Below are 16513 nucleotides of genomic sequence, written 5' to 3'. Positions count from 1 at the left end.
TTCGCGTGGCCGGGCCCGTCGTCCCGCTACGGCCCGGCCGTCAGACCTGGACCACCGGTGCCTGGAGTTCCGTGACCCACTCGTCGCGGTTCTCCGGGCACTCCAGGTTGATCTCCCGGGGGTAGCCGGCCGACCGGTAGCCGTTGCCGTCGATCCAATGGGCCAGGGCCTGGGCCGTGGGCACCACGGCGTCCATCGGGCCGCGGTGCACGATGGTCGCGGCCCGGTCGACGGGCGGCAGATCGAGGATCCTCAGGTCCGCACCGTCCCGGAGCGGGGCGGCGACCTGGACGGCGGCGTGGACGGTCACGGCCCCACCGCCTTCCGGGGCGTCCTCGTAGTACGCGACACCGGGGCCCGTCGGTGCGATGCCCGCCGTGTCGAGGCGCCGGAACAGCTCGTTGTAGAGGGGTGTGATGACCGGGCCGATGTCCTGGGGGTCGAAACCGGCAGCGGTCGCGGTGAGCTCCGCCACCCGCACCGCGGGGAGGGTCTTGATGACGACGTCGTTCGTGGGCATGTGCCCCTCGCTCTCGATCGACCGGAGCCTCGCCTCGACCTGCGTCAGCCGGGCCGCCGTGGCGGCCACCGTGGCCTCCAGCTCGGCCCGCCGCAACCGCAGCATGCCGCGCAGCTCCTCGGTGCCGACCTTGTCGTCCACGATGTCCCGCACCTGCTGGAGGGTGAAGCCGAGCTCCTTCAGCGCGATGATCCGGTTCAGCCGGCTGAGCTGGGCGGCCGAGTAGGAGCGGTATCCGGTGGCGGGGTCGACATGGGCCGGGCGCAGCAGTCCGGTGGCGTCGTAGTGGCGCAGCATCCGGACCGAGACGCGGCCGTGCCGGGCGAAGTCTCCGATGGTGAACATGATGGCTCCGAGTTCAGCGCCTGACACGGTGTGAGGGTCAAGGGGCGGCCGGATCAGTCCGGCATTCCCCTGGCCAGCAGAACGGCGCCGTGCAGTGACGACAGCCCACCCAGTGTCGCAGGCCGGACCGGTGGCAGCGGATGCCCCGGCCGCTCCAGCGCCGTCGTCCGCTCGGCCACCATCGCCACGAGCTCCGGCATCGCCGCGGCGAACCCTCCGCCGATCAGCACGAGCGAGGGATGGACCAGCTCGCACACACCGGTCACGGCCGTGGCCAGGGCCCGGCCACTCTCCCGCAGCACCGCCACGGCCCACTGCTTGCCGGCCCGCACGGCCTCGCGCAGCGCGGTGAAGGCCACCTCCTCGCCCCGCCGCCGCGCCGCCCGGCGCAGGGTCGCCGGGCCCGAGGCCGCAGCCTGGACGCAGCCGCGCCGGCCGCAGTCGCACAGCGGGCCGTCGCGGTCCACGATCAGGTGGCCGACCTCGCAGGAGCCGCGGCCCACGCCGGGGACGGGCTTTCCGTTCAGCACGATGCCACCGCCGATCCCGGTGCCGACGCCGAGGTAGAGCAGATCGGGACAGCCCGCCTCGTGTGCTTCGGCGAGGGCGGCCAGATCGCCGTCGTCGGCGCAGCGCACCTCGGCCTCGCCGAAGAGCGCGGACAGCGCGCCCCGCAGATCCACTCCGGCCCAGCCGGGGCGGCCGGGCCAGGCGGCGACCGCGCCGGTGGCGTCGAGGGTGGCGGGCAGCGCGACCCCGACGCCGGTGAGCCGCTCGGGGTGGCCCGCGCACAGCTCCCCGATGTGCCGCGCCAGCAGCTCCAGGTCGCGGGTGGCGCCGCCGGACGTCATGGCGTCCGTACCGTCCGGCTCCGCCCACCGGAAGGCGGATTCGCGGATGCTCAGGTCGTCGTGTTCGAGACGCAGCGCCACTTTGGTGCCGCCCACGTCGATTCCCAGATGACTGATGGTCCTCTCCCGGCTCGTCAGTCTTCGCGGTGCGGGGTGACGGCGCGGCGGGCGCTCAGTCCGGCACCTTTTCCAGCAGGGCGCGTGCGGCGAGCCGATAGCCCACGGCGCCGAGCCCGAAGATGACGCCCGCGGCCAGCGGTCCGGTCACCGACTCATGGCGGAACTGCTCACGCGCCCAGACATTCGACAGATGCACTTCTATCCAGGGCCGCGGATAGTTGGCCAGCGCGTCCCTGAGTCCCCATCCGGCCATCATGAGGGCGGCCGGATTGATGATGGCGCCGACCGTGTCGTAGTTCCCCTGAATGGTTTGGATGATCTCCGCTTCGCCGTCGAACTGGTAGGAATCCACTTTCCAGCCGCGCTCCGCGACCTCTTCTTCGACCCAGCGCTCGACGTCCTGCAACGTATCCGTGCCATAGATCTCGGGCTGGCGCTTCCCGAGGATGCCGAGATTCGGTCCGTTCACCAACAACAGCCTGCTCACTGCGCACCTCACCATGTGGGATCGGCTGAATTACAGCGGCTCATCACGGAAGTGCCATTTATAGCACGGCCCCCTTGGCCTCGACGTGGGAGTTTGAACAACCGCGTTTTTAAGGGGGCTGTAGGGGGGCCCTGAGGGGGAATGACGTTTCGCCCTTCGTCCGGTTAGCGTGCTAATGCGTCCGCCGCGGACCTGCCTCCATAACGCATTAAGGGAGTAGGGAAATCATGAGCAGTGATGTGCGACTGGGATCCGAGCTGCCCGCATGGCCGAGTTACGGCGACGAGGAGCGCGAGGCCCTGATCCGGGCCCTGGAGCAGGGGCAATGGTGGCGCATCGGGGGCGGTGAGGTCGATGCCTTCGAGGCGGAGTTCGCCGCGGCCCATGGCAGCGAGCACGCCCTGGCGGTCACCAACGGGACCCACGCGCTGGAGCTCGCCCTCGAAGTGCTCGGCGTCGGCGCCGGCTCCGAGGTGATCGTTCCCGCGTTCACCTTCATCTCCTCCTCGCAGGCGGCGCAGCGGCTCGGCGCGGTGGCCGTTCCGGTGGACGTGGACCCGGACACGTACTGCATCGATCCGTCGGCGGTCGAGGCGGCCATCGGCCCGAGGACCCGCGCGATCATGCCGGTGCACATGGCGGGTCAGATGTGCGACATGGACGCGCTGGACAAGCTGTCCGCCGACTCGGGGGTGCCGCTGATCCAGGACGCGGCCCACGCCCACGGTGCGCGATGGCGCGGCAAGAGGGTCGGCGAGCTGGGCTCGGTCGCGGCGTTCAGCTTCCAGAACGGCAAGCTGATGACCGCCGGTGAGGGTGGCGCCGTGCTCTTCCCCGACGCCGAGATGTACGAGAAGGGCTTCGTCCGGCACAGCTGTGGACGTCCGCGCACCGACCGCGGCTACTTCCACCGCACCTCGGGCTCCAACTTCCGGCTGAACGAGTTCTCCGCCTCGGTGCTGCGCGCCCAACTCGCCCGTCTGGAAGACCAGATCACCACGCGTGAGCAGCGCTGGCCGGTGCTGGGCCGGCTGCTCGCCGAGATCCCCGGTGTCGTACCGCAGTCGCGCGACGACCGCGGCGACCGCAACCCGCACTACATGGCGATGTTCCGGGTGCCGGGCATCACCGAGGAGCGCCGCGCCAAGGTCGTCGACGTGCTCATCGAGCGCGGGGTGCCCGCGTTCGTCGCCTTCCGCGCGGTCTACCGTACGGACGCCTTCTGGGAGGTCGCGGCGCCGGATCTGACGGTGGACGAACTCGCCCGGCGCTGCCCGCACTCCGAGGCGCTCACCCGCGACTGCATATGGCTGCACCACCGGGTGCTGCTGGGCAGCGAGGCACAGATGCACGAAGTGGCCGCCGTCGTCGCCGATGTGCTCGCGGGCGCATGAGCGGCCCGCACATCGGCGAGAGGCCGATCCGGACCGCCGTGGTGGGTCTGGGATGGGCGGCCCGCTCGATCTGGCTGCCCCGGCTGCGCCGGAACCCCGCCTTCACCGTGACCGCCGCGGTGGACCCCGACGAGCGCGGTCGCGCGGCCCTGGCGGAGGCCGAGGCGGAGGGCGCGGACCGGTTACCGCTGCTGGCGGCGGTCCATGACCTCGATCCCGCCGAGGTGGATCTGGCGGTGGTCGCGGTGCCCAACCATCTGCACTGCGCGGTCGCCGGCGAGCTGCTGGCCAAGGGAATTCCGGTGTTCCTGGAGAAGCCGGTGTGCCTGACCTCGGAGGAGGCCGAGCGGCTGGCCGCCGCGGAGCGCTCCGGCGGTGCGGTGCTGCTGGCCGGAAGCGCGGCGCGCTACCGCGCCGATGTGCGCGGGCTGTACCGGATCGCCGCCCGGCTGGGCCATATCCGCCATGTCGAACTCGCCTGGGTGCGGGCGCGTGGCGTACCCGACCGGGGCGGCTGGTTCACCCAGCGGTCGCTCGCGGGCGGCGGGGCGCTGGTCGACCTGGGCTGGCATCTGTTCGACATCGCCGTTCCGCTGCTGGGCACCGCCGCGTTCCGGCACGCCATCGGCACCGTGTCCTCCGACTTCATCACCCAGCGGTCCTCCCGGGCCGCGTGGCGCGGCGATTCCGGCGACTCGGCGCTCCCGGGCGCCACCAATGGCGCCACCGATGTCGAGGACACCGCGCGCGGGTTCCTCATCACCGAGGACGGCCGTTCGGTCGTGCTGCACGCGAGCTGGGCCTCGCACGAGGCGCTGGACACCACCCGGGTCACGATCGACGGCAGCGGCGGCAGCGCGACCCTGCGCTGCACCTTCGGGTTCAGCCCGAACCGCCTCGAGAGGTCCACCCTGACCCGCACCATCGACGGTACGACCCGCCCGGTGGCCGTACCCACCGAACCGGTCGGCACCGAGTACGACCGGCAGCTGGACATGCTGCCCGCGCAGCTGCGCGATCCGGCGGGGCGGGGGCGGGTGATCGAGGAGGTCCGCCGGACCATCGGCGCCATCGAACGGGTCTACACCTGCGCCCGGATGCCCCGGGAGGTCCGGGAGTCGGCACCGGTGTGAACCGCGCCGGCACCGGTTGTCCCCTCACCGCCTCCTCGGCTCCGCCCTCGTCATTTCGCTCCACGGACCGCGTCCGCGGTCCACGTTCTCCGGACCGCGGAGCGGTCCACGTTTCCCCGGACCGCATTCCGGTCCACGTTCCCCGGACCGCCTCCGAGACCCGGACCGGCGGTCCGCCGTACCGGCCGTGCCCGCACTACGGGAGTGCTCAATGACCAGCCACCCGATCAGTCACGGCGGCCCGCCCCCCGGCGCGGGTATCGCCCCGGTCACCTCGGTGGTCTTCGACCTCGACGGTGTCCTCGTCAACAGCTTCACGGTGATGCGCGAGGCATTCACCCTCGCCTACGCCGAGGTCGTCGGCGACGGTGAGCCGCCCTTCGAGGAGTACAACCGCCATCTGGGCCGCTACTTCCCCGACATCATGCGGATCATGGGTCTCCCACTGGAGATGGAGGGCCCGTTCGTCCGCGAGAGCTACCGACTCGCCCACCTGGTGGAGATGTTCGACGGTGTGCCCGAGCTGCTGTCGGAGCTGCGCCACCGCGGCCTGCGGCTCGCCGTGGCCACCGGGAAGAGCGGCCCGCGGGCGCGCTCGCTGCTCGACACCCTGGGTATCCATGGGCAGTTCGATGTGATCTTCGGCTCCGACGAGGTGGCCCGGCCCAAGCCCGCGCCGGACATCGTGCTGAAGGCGATGGACATCATGGGCGCGGACCCCGACCGGACCGTGATGGTCGGGGACGCGGTGACCGACCTGGCCAGCGCGCGGGGGGCCGGAATCACCGCGGTGGCCGCGATGTGGGGTGAGACCGATGAGAAGACCCTGCTCGCGGCGGAGCCCGATGTGATCCTGCACAAGCCGTCCGAACTGCTGTCGCTGACGGTTCCGTAGGTCCGTCCCTCCAATCCGACCGATGCCTCGGCCCGGGGTGCGGGTCCCCGCACAGGACCCGGGCCCCGGCTCGTACCTTCCGGGAACTCGGCCGTCCTCCGGAGGGGAGCCAGGCAAGGGAGGGAGCCGAGGCATCCGAGGGCACGGTGCGGGTGGCGGTGCTGCTGTACGACGGGTTCACCGCGCTGGACGCCATCGGGCCGTACGAGGTGCCGTGCCGGGTGCCGGGCGTGACGGCGACCATGGTGGCCGAGCGCTCCCCGCGCACGGGATCGCTGGTCCTGGGCGCCGCCGGGCTGCTGCGCGGTGTGCCCGCCACCACCTACTGGGCTTCGCGTCCGTATCTGGCGGACGTCGGTGCCATTTACACGCCGGGGCGGTTCGTCGAAGCCGGAAGATCCTCACCGGGGCCGGGGTGTCCGCCGGTATCGAGGACGCCGTGCGCCAGCCGACCGGCCATCCGGGGCGTGGCGTCCGGTGAGGACCGACATCACGCCCCGGTGGTCGGACGGCTCAGCGCGCCAACCGCACCGGTTCCGCTGCCTTTTCCGCCGCGGCCAGCAGTGCGCTGATGTCCTCGCGGGCGCGGGCCACACGGGAACGTACCGTGCCGATGGGGCAGCCGGTGGCGGTGGCGGCGTCCGCGTATGGCAGGCCGAGCACCTTGGTGAGGAGGAACATCTCACGGCGCGCCGGGGCGAGCGCCGCCAGCAGGTCCATCAGCGCCACCCCCTCGTCGAACCCGGGGAGGCCGATGGGCTGCGCCCGTTCGGCCGCCTCCTGCCAGTCGTCCGCGTCCAGTGTGCGGGGTCGGGCGGCGGCCATGCGGTAGCGGTCGACGACCACGCGGCGGGCGATCGACAGCAGCCACGTCCGGGCCGACGAGCGGCCCGCGAAGCGCGACAGTCCGGTCAGCGCCCGTAGATACGTTTCCTGGGCGAGGTCCTCACAGCCGTGGGGGTCGGCGCTGAGATGGAGTACGAAGCGGCGCACATCGCGGTAGGTGGCGCGGATGAAGTGGTCGACCGCGTCGCGGTCGCCGTCGCGGGCAGCCAGGGCCCATTCGGTGACCTGCCGGTCGTTCGCCGCGGTGGCGAAGCCGTGCCCGTGTACGGCAACGGGCGGCACGGCCCTTCTCGGTGCGGCGGACAGCATGGGGGAAGGCATCGTCAAACGTCCTTCGGAAGGCGGTGAACGGCACACCGGCATGCGCCACCGGCTACGCGAGGGCGCGGCGCGGCGGCGAGAAGCCGGTGGTGCCGAGGGATGGGGCCGACGCCGGACAGGCGCCGGTACTCCGCCCGTCACCGGCGCTCACCCCAGATCGGGGGCGGTGCCCCAGATCGGGTCAGGGCCCCAGCCCCACATCGGGGCGGGCCCCCGATCGGAGCAGGGGAAGGACGGGCGGTTCAGCAGACGGCGAACCGCGCCGGTGGCCCTCTGCGGAAAATGACGTGCCGTAGCAGGACTCCGCGCAACCGGCGGGCGATGGCCGGTGCGGACGGCCACGTGGGCAGCGGAGTGGCGCCCGCGCCCAGGAGGCGCAGGGCGAGAACGAGCGGGACGAACAGCAGGGCCGCGAGCGCGCGGCCGAGCCGGAAGACGGCCCGCTCACCGCGCCACAGCCACAATCCGCAGATCAGCGCGGCGAGAAGGTGGGCCGTGGCCATGCCCGGACCGCCCGGACCCGCCCAGGGCCACGGCAGATGGCCCATGGATGGCGTGGTGGTGGACATCGCGTCCGCGCCGTGGTGCATATGGCCCATGGCGGCGCCGCTCATCGGGGTGCCACCCATGTCCCGCATCCCCGGCGCCCCGTCGCCCGTGGCGCTTCCCGCCACGGGAGCGGCTGTCGCCTCCGCCAACCGGAACGCCATGTGCAGGCCGAGTTGCGCGACCACCGTCGCACCGGTCACGACCAGCGCTCCGCGCTCGCGCCCGGTGACCCACCACGCGGCGGCCGCCGTCCCGGCGAACGCGGCGGCCACGGCCCACACCGGCAGGGTGTCACCGGACATCAGCGTGTGTCCGAGCGCCGTCACCACGACGCACACCGCCGCGAACACGGCGGCTCGTGCGAGGCGGAAGGGTGGCCCGGCGGACATGGCAGCCATGGTGCCAGCCGTCGCCGGTGAGCGTGACGGTGGCTCAATCTTCATCACGCGGGTGACAAGCGTGGCCCGTGAATCGCCCGCGCCCGACACCCGTGAGTCAGCTCGCAGAAGAACCCGGAACTCATCCACGTACTCATCCGACGACTCAACCGGCGCGGCCGGCAATGCGTCCGCGTACCGCCGTTGCCCCCGAACCGCTGAACCCCTCGCCCCGGCCACGGGCGACTCCCCGGACGATGCCACCGGCAAGGAGCAACACTCCCGCACCGGGCCCGGCGGCACCGGGCCGGGCGGGTCCGTCTGGGCCGCCCCGCGGCGGCGACCGCGAACTGCCCCGAGTCACGGAGCTGTTTGCCATCTCGGCAAGGTGATTTGCCAAGCCGCCAGGCAGGCTCGCATGGTGGGCCGTGGAGGTGGTCAAGGTGACCGATGAGCTGAGGAACGCCTACGAGGTGATGGTGATCGGCGGTGGCGCCGCGGGGCTGAGCGGGGCGCTGATGCTGGCTCGGGCGCGGCGCTCGGTGGTGGTGATCGACGCGGGCTCCCCGCGCAACGCCCCGGCCTCGGGGGTGCACGGGCTGCTGGCCCGGGACGGGATCCCCCCGGCCGAGCTGGTGGAGCGGGGCCGGGCCGAGGTCCGCGGCTACGGCGGTCAGGTGGTGTCCGGCGAGGTGAGCGCCGTGGCCCGGGAGGAGACCGGGTTCCGGGTGACCCTGGCCGACGGCCGGAGCGTCCGCGCACTCCGGCTGCTGCTGGCCACCGGGCTGGTCGACGAGTTGCCGGACGTCCCCGGGCTGCGGTCCCGGTGGGGCCGGGATGTGGTGCACTGTCCGTACTGCCACGGCTGGGAGGTCCGCGACCAGGCCATCGGCGTACTGGGGAGCGGGCCGCTGTCGGTGCACCAGGCGATGCTCTTCCGGCAGTGGAGCGAGGATGTCACCTTCTTCGCCCATACCTTGCCGATACCGACCGGCGAGGAGGCGGAGCAGCTGGCCGCCCGTGGCATCCGCGTGGTGAACGGCGAGGTGGCGTCCGTGGAGATCGTCGAGGACCGCCTCGTCGGCGTGCGTCTGCGCGATGGCAACGTGGTCAAGCGCGAGGCACTGGCCGTCGCGCCCCGGATGGTGGCGCACACCGGCTTCCTGGCGGCGCTCGGGCTGCGGCCGGTGGAACATCCGAGTGGCGCCGGTGAGCACATCCCGTCCGACGCGACCGGCCGTACCGATGTGCCCGGGGTATGGGTCGCGGGCAATGTCACCGATCTGTCCGCCCAGGTGGGTGCCGCCGCGGCGGCGGGCGCGACCGCGGCGGCCCATATCAACGCGGATCTGATCGCCGAGGAGACCCGAGAGGCGGTCGCCGCGGCCCGGGCCCACGGCGAGGTGGCGTTCTCCGGGGAGGTGGAATCGCGGGTCTGCGAAGCGGTGTTGGGCGACCACCGCCACGGCCTGTGACGTGCGGTGCACATGTGGAGTCCTTCGTCGGCCCGCGACGGCTCACGCTCAGTAGACGGTGAGGCCGTAGGCGCTCAGCACCTCCTGGATCGGCTGGTAGTAGGTGGTGCCTCCGGAGGTGCAGTCCCCGGAGCCGCCCGAGAGAATGCCGATGATCTTGTCGCCCGCGTAGAGCGGGCCACCACTGTCGCCCGGCTCGGCGCAGATATTGGTCTGGATCAGGCCGTAGACGATGTCACCGCCGCCGTAGTTGACGGTCGCGTTGAGCGCGGTGACCACACCGCACCGGACACCGGTCGTGGCGCCTCGGCGGCAGACCTGCTGGCCGACGTGGGCGGTGGCGGTCCCGGTGATGTCGACGGTCCCCACGGTCCCGGGGTGCGGAACGGCCGTGTTGGTGTACCGGACGACGCCGTAGTCGTTGCCCGGGAAGCTGGTCCCGGTCGTCGGGCCGACCGTGGTCGTACCGGAGCCGGTGTACCAGGTGGCGTTGCCATCGGCGCAGTGGCCGGCGGTGACGAAGTAGTACGTGGCGCCGCTCTGCACATTGACCCCCGCGGAGCAGCGCACCCCCGTGGAGGAGTAGATCCCGTCGCCACCGGAGAGGAGGGTCCGCAGCGGGCCGTCGACCCGCTCGACGGTGACGGCACCGCCGAAGCGCTCAGCGGCGCGGTCGACCCTGGCCAGGTCCGCGCCCCGGACCGTGGAGCCGACGAGGACACGCAGCGTTCCGGTGCGCTCGTCCACGGTCCAGGCGGTGCCCGGGACATCCAGGGACGCCACGGCCGAGGCGGCACCGGACACGGACGTTGACGCGGACGGGGACGCGGCGGTGGACGCGGCCGTGGGCCCGGAGGAAGCGGCCGCACTCGTGCCGACTGTCGCGAGGGTGGCCGTGACGAACAGACCGGACACCGCGGCGATCAGCCGGAACCGACCACGTCTTCTGGTACGGCGTGCTGTTCTCACCCGAACCTCCTTGAAAGGGGCGGTAGTTGGTCCAGCGCCTCATTGTGCCCGTGGCCGGGCGGACGCGTAACCCACCTCCCCGCGCCATCACGGACCACCCTTGATCAGCACATTGATCGATCAAGCGATGCCGCGTACGTGCCGTCGGACTCCCCGCCGACTACGACGACGAGGATGTTATAAATGCCGATATGAGCAGACATGCTCGTCCGGCCCGGAGGCGGCTGGGGCCCCTGCCGCATCTGCGCAGCGTCGCCGGGCAGGCGTTCATCCTGCAGCTTCTGCTGATCCTGGTTCTGGTGGCCGCCGCGGTGGTGGCCGTCGCCGCGGACGCCCGGGCTCACGGCACGGTCGACGCCCGTCGGCGATCGCTCGCGGTCGCCGAGACCTTCGCTCACGCTCCCGGCACGGCCCGGGCCATGAGCGGCGACAAACCGACATCGGCGCTGGAGTCGCATGCGGAGGCGGCACGGAAGCGCTCCGGCGTCGACAGCGTCGTCGTGTTCGACCCTCGTGGCATCCGCCTCACCCATCCCGAGAGGCTCTTGATCGGCAAACGGATCGTCGGCCCCGCCGGGCTGGTGCGGGACGAGCTGCGCGGAAAGACGATCTCGCAGACCTTCCGGGCCAGCCAGGGCCCGTCCGTCGTCTCGGCGGTCCCCGTCACCGGGGCCGATGGCACCTTCCTCGGCGGAGTGTCGGTCGGGGTCAAGATCCAGAACGTGCACAGCACGATGGACCGCCGGCTGCCGATGCTGCTCGGCAGCGGCGCCGGGGCGCTGGCCCTGGCCACGGGCGGGGCGGCGCTGCTGAACAGGCGGGTGCGGCGGCAGACCCACGGCCTGGGCGCCGCGCAGATGACGCGGATGTACGAACACCATGACGCGGTGTTGCACTCGGTCCGCGAAGGGGTGCTGGTCCTGACGGCGGACAAGCGGCTGCTGCTCCTCAACGACGAGGCCCGGGAGCTGCTCCGGCTGGCTCCGGACGCTGAGGGGTGCCACGTCGGCGCGCTCGGCCTCGAACCCCATCTGACAGAGCTACTGATGTCGGGACGGCGCGTCACGGACGAGGTGCACCCCTGCGGGGAGCGGCTACTTTCGGTCAGCCTGCGGTCCACGAGCCGTGCGGACGCCCCCGCCGGAAGCGTGGTGACACTGCGGGACACCACCGCGCTGCGGGTGCTCTCCGACCGGGCGGTGGAGACGGGCGAGCGGCTGAAGCTGCTGTCCGACGCCGGTGTGCGGATCAGTTCCACCCTGGAGCTGACGGGTATCGCCGAGAAGCTGGTGGACGTGGCCGTCCCCCGGTTCGCCGATATCGTCGCCGTCGAGCTGCTGGACCCCGTACTGCGCGGCGAGGAGCCCGAGCCGCCGCACGAGCCCCTGGCACCACACCGGACCGCCGTCGGCGGGGCACCCGCCGAAGCCCCCCTCTTCCGCGTGGGCGAACGGGTCGTCCACGCCCCCTCCACCCCGCAGAGCCGGGCCGTGCGGACCGGAGCCGCCGTCCTCCTCCAGGCCGATCCGACCAGTACCGGCAAGTGGCCGGCCGGGGAGGCCCGGCGCCTCCTCGACCACGGGATCCACTCATTGATCACCGTCCCGCTGCGGTTTCGCGGTGTCACCCTGGGGCTGGCCACCTTCTGGCGGGCCCGGCACCGTGCGCCGTTCGACGAAACGGATCTGGCGATCGCCGGGGAGCTCGCCGTGCGCACCGCCGTATGTGTCGACAACGCCCGCCGCTACGCCCGCGAACACGCCATGGTCACCGCACTCCAGCGCACCCTCCTCCCCGGCGGTCTGCCCGACCAGGACGCCGCGCAGGTGGCGGCCCGCTATCTGCCCGCGCCGGGCGGGACGGGCGGAAGCTGGTTCGATGTGATCCCTCTCCCCGGCGCCCGGGTCGCACTGGTCGTCGGGAAGGTGACCGGGCAGGGCCTGCACGCCGCGGCCACGATGGGCCGGTTGCGCACGGCGGTGCAGAACTTCTCGGCCCGGGACGTGCCCCCGGATGAGCTCCTCTCCCATATGGACGAGCTGGTCACCCGTCTCGACCTGGAGCATGACGCCGACGCGCACGGCACCCGCATCGCGGGCGCCGGCTGTCTGTACGCGATCCACGACTCGGTGTCGGGCCATTGCACCGTGGCCCGGGCCGGCGATCCGGGCCTCGTCCTGGCCCGTCCCGACGGCACCGTGGACATCCCCGCGGTGCCGGTCTCCCCGCCCCTGGGCCTGGGCGGGGAGCCCTTCGAGGCGGTCGACCTCTCACTGCCCGCCGCAAGCCGTCTGGTGCTCTACACCAATGGTCTCCTCGAAGGCCACGACCGAACCACCGGCACCGGCCTGGACCTGCTGGGCCGCGCCCTCGCGGCCGAGCCGCACCTCGACCCGGACGAGACCTGCCGGAGCCTGTTCCAGACCGTCCTTCCGCCCCGCCCGAGCGACGATGTCGCCCTCCTGGTGGCCCGCACCCGTCTGCTCGACCCGGAGAACGTGGCCGAGTGGGATATGCCGCCCGACCCGGCGGCGCTCGCCCCGCTGCGCGCCGCCTGTGCCCACCGGCTACGGGCGTGGGGCCTGGAGGACGCCGTGTGCACCGCCGAGCTGATCATCAGCGAACTGATCACCAACGCCCTGCGGTACGGCGCCCCTCCCGTACACCTACGACTGCTGCGCGACCGCGGTCTGATCTGCGAGGTCTCCGACGGCAGCAGCACCGCGCCCCATATGCGCCGCGCCGCGACGACCGACGAGGGCGGGCGCGGGCTGTTCCTCGTCGTCCAGTTCGCCCGGCGCTGGGGCACCCGCTACACCCCACACGGCAAGGTCATCTGGGCCGAGACACCCCTGGACGGCCACTGAGCGCGGCGACGGGAAGAGGCTCCCGAAACGCCATGTCCGAATCCCGCCAGCTTTCCGTGTCCGAAGGACCCATGCTGGGAGCAGCGCAAGACAGAACGGCGAGAAGAAGAGAGGGACCACAGCCATGACGGTCCACACGACGATCGACAGCCCGCTCGGCGAGCTGCTGCTGGTGGGCGAGAGGTCCGCCACCGCGACGGGGGGTACCGCGCTCGTTTCCCTGTCCGTGCCCGGGCAGAAGGGCGGGGCCGTCGTCCAGGACGGCTGGAGCGAGGACGCCGACGCGTTCACCGAGATCGCCGCCCAGCTGCGCTCCTACTTCGACGGCAAGCTCACCCGTTTCGACATCGAGTGCGTCGAGGGCGGTACGGAGTTCCAGCGCAGGGTCTGGGAGGCGCTGGAGTCCATTCCGTACGGCACCACGGTCAGCTACGGCGACATCGCCCGGCAGATCGGCGCCCCGCGCACCGCGGTCCGCTCCGTGGGCACCGCGATCGGCCGCAATCCGCTGCTGGTCGTCCGGCCCTGCCACCGCGTCATCGGCGCCACTGGCGCGCTGACCGGCTATGCGGGCGGGCTGGAGCGCAAGGAGCGGCTCCTCGTCCACGAAGGCGCCCTGCAGACGACCTGAGCGCGGGCCTCGCACCCACCACCGGGGCTCGTACCGCGCTTCCCGGATCCCGGAGAACCCGGAGCACACCGATGAGCACCACGACCGACACCGCACGCCTCCACCAGCGCGTGGCCGCGGCCGACTGGACACAGCTGGCAGAGGAGCTGGACACCTACGGGTGCGCGCTCACACCACGGCTGCTGACCCCCGCGCAGTGCGCCCGCGTCGCCGGGCTCTATGAGCGGGACGAGCAGTTCCGGAGCACGATCGACATGGCCCGGCACCGCTTCGGCTCCGGCCAGTACCGCTACTTCACCCATGACCTGCCCGAACCGGTCGCCGAGCTGCGCGCGGCGCTCTATCCGCGGCTGCTGACCATCGCCCGTGACTGGGCGGAGCGGCTCGGCCGCCCGGCGCCCTGGCCGGACAGCCTCGAGAAGTGGCTGGCGATGTGCCATGAGGCCGGACAGGGCCGCTCGGCGCAGATCCTGCTGCGCTACGGACCCGGCGACTGGAACGCCCTGCACCGGGATGTGTTCGGCGACATGCTCTTCCCGCTCCAGGTGGTGATCGGGCTGGACGCGTACGGCACGGACTACACGGGCGGGGAGTTCCTGCTGGTCGAGCAGCGGCCCCGGGCCCAGTCCCGGGGCACCACGACCGTCCTCCAACAGGGCCACGGTCTGATCTTCACCACCCGGGACCGTCCTGTGGCCACCAAGCGCGGCTGGTCGGCCGGGGTCATGCGGCACGGGGTCAGCACGGTGCGGTCCGGGCGGCGCCACGCGCTGGGGCTGGTCTTCCACGACGCCGCCTGATGTCTCCTGCCAGTCCTCGTCCGCGGAGAATCCCCGTATGAACGCCCTGATCCCCCGCCCACGTCTCGAAGTGGCCCCCGGCGCCGTCCATGTGCCGGGCTGGCTCAGCCTCGAGCAGCAGCGGGAGCTGGTCATCGCCTGCCGGGGCTGGGCCACCGGCCCGGTCCCGATCCGGCACACCAAGCTGCCGCGCGGGGGCGTCATGTCGGTGCGGACGGTGTGCATCGGCTGGCACTGGCAACCCTATGCGTACACCCGCACCGCGGACGATGTGAACGGCGCGCGGGTCGCCGAATTCCCGGACTGGCTGGTCGAGTTGGGCCGTCGTGCCCTGGCCGACGCGTACGACGACGAGACGGCCGGTGAGGATTACACCCCCGACACCGCACTCATCAACTTCTACGACGCCCAGGCCAGACTCGGCATGCACCAGGACAAGGACGAGCGGTCATCCGCCCCGGTGGTCTCGCTCACCATCGGCGACAGCTGCGTTTTCCGCTTCGGCAACACCGAGACCCGTACCAAGCCGTACACCGACCTCGAACTCGCCTCCGGCGATCTGTTCGTCTTCGGCGGCCCCTCCCGCTACGCGTACCACGCCGTCCCCAAGATCCTTCCGGGAACCGGCGACCCGGCCACCGGACTGAAGTCCGGACGGCTGAACATCACCATGCGGGTCACCGGCCTGGCCGATCCGACGCCGTCCCGCGATCACCCAGCGCCCGCGGGCCGCTGAGCCTCGAATTCGACGGGGAGCGTGGTCAGCGAGCGGATGAACGGGTTCTTGCTGTGGCCGATCTCGGAGGCGGGAACGCCCAGCCGAAGGCCGGGGAACCGCCGGACCAGGCTCTCCAGGGCGATCTGCCCCTCCACCCTGGCCAGTGGCGCACCGATGCAGTAGTGGATGCCGTGGCCGAACTGGAGATGCACGGCGGAGTCCCTCGTCAGGTCCAGCCGCTCGCCGCCGGTGAAGTGTGCCGGGTCGGAGTGTGCGGCGTCCATGTCCAGGAGCACCTGGTCGCCGGCGCGGATGGGTACGGAGCCGACCTCCACGTCCTCGTTGGCGAAACGCACGACGAGGATGCCCGGCCCGGCGTGCCGGAGCAGCTCCTCCAGGCCGCGCCCGGCCAGCTCGGGGTCCTTGCGCAGCAGCTCCATCTGGTCCGGCTGGGACAGCAGCGAGAACACCGCGTTGCTGATGAAGCTGCCGGTCAGCTCGTACCCGGCGATCAGCATCATCCGTGCGGTGGCGACCACCTCGCGGTGGCTGAGCCGGTCGTCCTCGTGTGCGGACATCAGATCGCTGATCAGGTCGTCCTCGGGGGCCTTTCGCCGGGCCTCGGCGAGATCCTCCATGTACGCCCACAGCTTGGCGGAGGCGTCCTGGGAACGCGCGGCGGTGTCCGGGTCCAGCGGGGGCATGAGCATCAGATCGGCCCACTGGTGGAATTCGGTGCGGTCGGCGATGGGCACGCCGAGGAGTTCACAGATCACCTGCATGGGCAGCGGGATGGCCAGCGCGGTGACGAGATCGGCCCGGCCGTCGACGGCGATCCGGTCCAGCAGTGTGTCGGTGATCTCCTGCACCCGCGGCCGCAGGCTCTCCACCCTGCGGGTCGTGAACGCCTTGGCGAGCAGCCTGCGCAGCCGGGTGTGCTGGGGCGGATTGGTGCCGGGCAGCGTGTCCTCGAACAGCCCGCTGACCGGAGTGGTCTGGCCCTGGGAGGCGGCGTAGGCGGCGGCCGGGCTCATGCCGGGGTGTCCGAGACAGTCCCGGACGTCTTCGTAGCGGGAGACGAGCCACGCCGTGGTGCCGTTCATCGTGATCTGCCGGGGCGGGCCGTGTTTGCGCAGCTCCTCGGCGACGGTCTGTGGGTCGAGGATGCGAAGTTCTTCTTCGGGGGTGTCAGCCATGGCGGTACCACGTTCTCCT

At 71.9% G+C, this 16513-nt stretch carries 15 protein-coding genes; 8 read left to right on the top strand and 7 right to left on the bottom strand.

Annotated features, from left to right (window positions below; translation table 11 throughout):
• Positions 1–40: 40 nt before the first annotated feature.
• The 3 genes from ACMTAK_RS47045 to ACMTAK_RS47035 all read right to left on the bottom strand — a co-directional run bounded on the left by ACMTAK_RS47045 (position 41) and on the right by ACMTAK_RS47035 (position 2323).
• On the bottom strand, positions 41–865 hold the full coding sequence (locus ACMTAK_RS47045; protein ID WP_413811835.1) for a MerR family transcriptional regulator: 825 nt from the start codon (positions 863–865) through the stop codon (positions 41–43).
• A gap of 53 nt (positions 866–918) precedes the next feature.
• Positions 919–1812 (bottom strand): ROK family protein, encoded by an 894-nt coding sequence (locus tag ACMTAK_RS47040; RefSeq protein ID WP_413811834.1) that lies wholly within the window; start codon positions 1810–1812, stop codon positions 919–921.
• A 76-nt stretch (positions 1813–1888) separates the two neighbouring features.
• Positions 1889–2323 (bottom strand): type II 3-dehydroquinate dehydratase, encoded by a 435-nt coding sequence (locus ACMTAK_RS47035; RefSeq protein ID WP_413811833.1) that lies wholly within the window; start codon positions 2321–2323, stop codon positions 1889–1891.
• A gap of 227 nt (positions 2324–2550) precedes the next feature.
• On the opposite strand from ACMTAK_RS47035, the gene ACMTAK_RS47030 reads away from it, so the two are divergent.
• From ACMTAK_RS47030 to ACMTAK_RS47020, 3 genes are all read left to right on the top strand, one after another.
• Positions 2551–3717 carry a DegT/DnrJ/EryC1/StrS family aminotransferase gene (locus ACMTAK_RS47030; protein ID WP_413811832.1) on the top strand — a complete coding sequence of 389 codons (1167 nt, stop codon included), beginning with the start codon at positions 2551–2553 and terminating at the stop codon, positions 3715–3717.
• Positions 3714–4850: a Gfo/Idh/MocA family protein gene (locus ACMTAK_RS47025; RefSeq protein ID WP_413811831.1), complete on the top strand. Its 1137-nt coding sequence runs from the start codon at positions 3714–3716 to the stop codon at positions 4848–4850. The genes ACMTAK_RS47030 and ACMTAK_RS47025 overlap by 4 nt, the downstream gene beginning before the upstream one ends.
• A gap of 211 nt (positions 4851–5061) precedes the next feature.
• Complete coding sequence (locus ACMTAK_RS47020) at positions 5062–5745, top strand: HAD-IA family hydrolase (RefSeq protein ID WP_413811830.1); 684 nt, start codon at positions 5062–5064, stop codon at positions 5743–5745.
• Positions 5746–6258: 513 nt separating this feature from the next.
• On the opposite strand, the gene ACMTAK_RS47015 is transcribed toward ACMTAK_RS47020, so the two are convergent.
• On the bottom strand, positions 6259–6912 hold the full coding sequence (locus ACMTAK_RS47015; RefSeq protein ID WP_413811829.1) for a sigma-70 family RNA polymerase sigma factor: 654 nt from the start codon (positions 6910–6912) through the stop codon (positions 6259–6261).
• A 242-nt stretch (positions 6913–7154) separates the two neighbouring features.
• Positions 7155–7850, bottom strand: coding sequence for a hypothetical protein (locus ACMTAK_RS47010; protein WP_413811828.1), 696 nt, complete (start codon positions 7848–7850; stop codon positions 7155–7157).
• A gap of 464 nt (positions 7851–8314) precedes the next feature.
• Between ACMTAK_RS47010 and ACMTAK_RS47005 the strand changes: the two genes are divergently transcribed.
• Entirely contained in the window at positions 8315–9313 is a 999-nt protein-coding gene (locus tag ACMTAK_RS47005; protein ID WP_413813210.1) for an NAD(P)/FAD-dependent oxidoreductase, read from the top strand.
• 48 nt (positions 9314–9361) lie between these two features.
• On the opposite strand, the gene ACMTAK_RS47000 is transcribed toward ACMTAK_RS47005, so the two are convergent.
• The gene (locus ACMTAK_RS47000) at positions 9362–10282 is read right to left on the bottom strand and encodes a S1 family peptidase (RefSeq protein ID WP_413811827.1); all 921 of its coding nucleotides are present in this window, start codon (positions 10280–10282) and stop codon (positions 9362–9364) included.
• A 191-nt stretch (positions 10283–10473) separates the two neighbouring features.
• On the opposite strand from ACMTAK_RS47000, the gene ACMTAK_RS46995 reads away from it, so the two are divergent.
• The 4 genes from ACMTAK_RS46995 (at position 10474) to ACMTAK_RS46980 (ending at position 15316) form a co-directional block, all read left to right on the top strand.
• The gene (locus ACMTAK_RS46995) at positions 10474–13149 is read left to right on the top strand and encodes a SpoIIE family protein phosphatase (RefSeq protein ID WP_413811826.1); all 2676 of its coding nucleotides are present in this window, start codon (positions 10474–10476) and stop codon (positions 13147–13149) included.
• A gap of 124 nt (positions 13150–13273) precedes the next feature.
• Positions 13274–13780, top strand: coding sequence for a methylated-DNA--[protein]-cysteine S-methyltransferase (locus tag ACMTAK_RS46990; protein ID WP_413811825.1), 507 nt, complete (start codon positions 13274–13276; stop codon positions 13778–13780).
• 71 nt (positions 13781–13851) lie between these two features.
• Positions 13852–14580: a 2OG-Fe(II) oxygenase gene (locus ACMTAK_RS46985; RefSeq protein WP_413811824.1), complete on the top strand. Its 729-nt coding sequence runs from the start codon at positions 13852–13854 to the stop codon at positions 14578–14580.
• A gap of 37 nt (positions 14581–14617) precedes the next feature.
• Positions 14618–15316 (top strand): alpha-ketoglutarate-dependent dioxygenase AlkB family protein, encoded by a 699-nt coding sequence (locus ACMTAK_RS46980; protein ID WP_413811823.1) that lies wholly within the window; start codon positions 14618–14620, stop codon positions 15314–15316.
• On the opposite strand, the gene ACMTAK_RS46975 is transcribed toward ACMTAK_RS46980, so the two are convergent.
• Entirely contained in the window at positions 15292–16494 is a 1203-nt protein-coding gene (locus ACMTAK_RS46975) for a cytochrome P450 (RefSeq protein WP_413811822.1), read from the bottom strand. The two genes, ACMTAK_RS46980 and ACMTAK_RS46975, sit on opposite strands and share 25 nt — an antisense overlap.
• Positions 16495–16513 lie beyond the last annotated feature (19 nt).

The organism is Streptomyces lacaronensis (assembly GCF_047337785.1).
GTDB lineage: Bacteria > Actinomycetota > Actinomycetes > Streptomycetales > Streptomycetaceae > Streptomyces > Streptomyces lycopersici.
Note: the sequence above shows the minus strand (reverse complement) of the source record. Positions and strands in the feature narration are given on the sequence as shown.

Excerpts from the sequence above, each read along its gene's own strand:
- ACMTAK_RS47045 (WP_413811835.1), bottom strand. The coding sequence starts at position 865 with ATGTTCACCATCGGAGACTTCGCCCGGCACGGCCGCGTCTCGGTCCGG.
- ACMTAK_RS47030 (WP_413811832.1), top strand. The coding sequence starts at position 2,551 with ATGAGCAGTGATGTGCGACTGGGATCCGAGCTGCCCGCATGGCCGAGT.
- ACMTAK_RS47025 (WP_413811831.1), top strand. The coding sequence starts at position 3,714 with ATGAGCGGCCCGCACATCGGCGAGAGGCCGATCCGGACCGCCGTGGTG.
- ACMTAK_RS47020 (WP_413811830.1), top strand. The coding sequence starts at position 5,062 with ATGACCAGCCACCCGATCAGTCACGGCGGCCCGCCCCCCGGCGCGGGT.
- ACMTAK_RS47015 (WP_413811829.1), bottom strand. The coding sequence starts at position 6,912 with ATGCCTTCCCCCATGCTGTCCGCCGCACCGAGAAGGGCCGTGCCGCCC.
- ACMTAK_RS47010 (WP_413811828.1), bottom strand. The coding sequence starts at position 7,850 with ATGTCCGCCGGGCCACCCTTCCGCCTCGCACGAGCCGCCGTGTTCGCG.
- ACMTAK_RS47005 (WP_413813210.1), top strand. The coding sequence starts at position 8,315 with ATGGTGATCGGCGGTGGCGCCGCGGGGCTGAGCGGGGCGCTGATGCTG.
- ACMTAK_RS46995 (WP_413811826.1), top strand. The coding sequence starts at position 10,474 with ATGAGCAGACATGCTCGTCCGGCCCGGAGGCGGCTGGGGCCCCTGCCG.
- ACMTAK_RS46990 (WP_413811825.1), top strand. The coding sequence starts at position 13,274 with ATGACGGTCCACACGACGATCGACAGCCCGCTCGGCGAGCTGCTGCTG.
- ACMTAK_RS46985 (WP_413811824.1), top strand. The coding sequence starts at position 13,852 with ATGAGCACCACGACCGACACCGCACGCCTCCACCAGCGCGTGGCCGCG.
- ACMTAK_RS46980 (WP_413811823.1), top strand. The coding sequence starts at position 14,618 with ATGAACGCCCTGATCCCCCGCCCACGTCTCGAAGTGGCCCCCGGCGCC.
- ACMTAK_RS46975 (WP_413811822.1), bottom strand. The coding sequence starts at position 16,494 with ATGGCTGACACCCCCGAAGAAGAACTTCGCATCCTCGACCCACAGACC.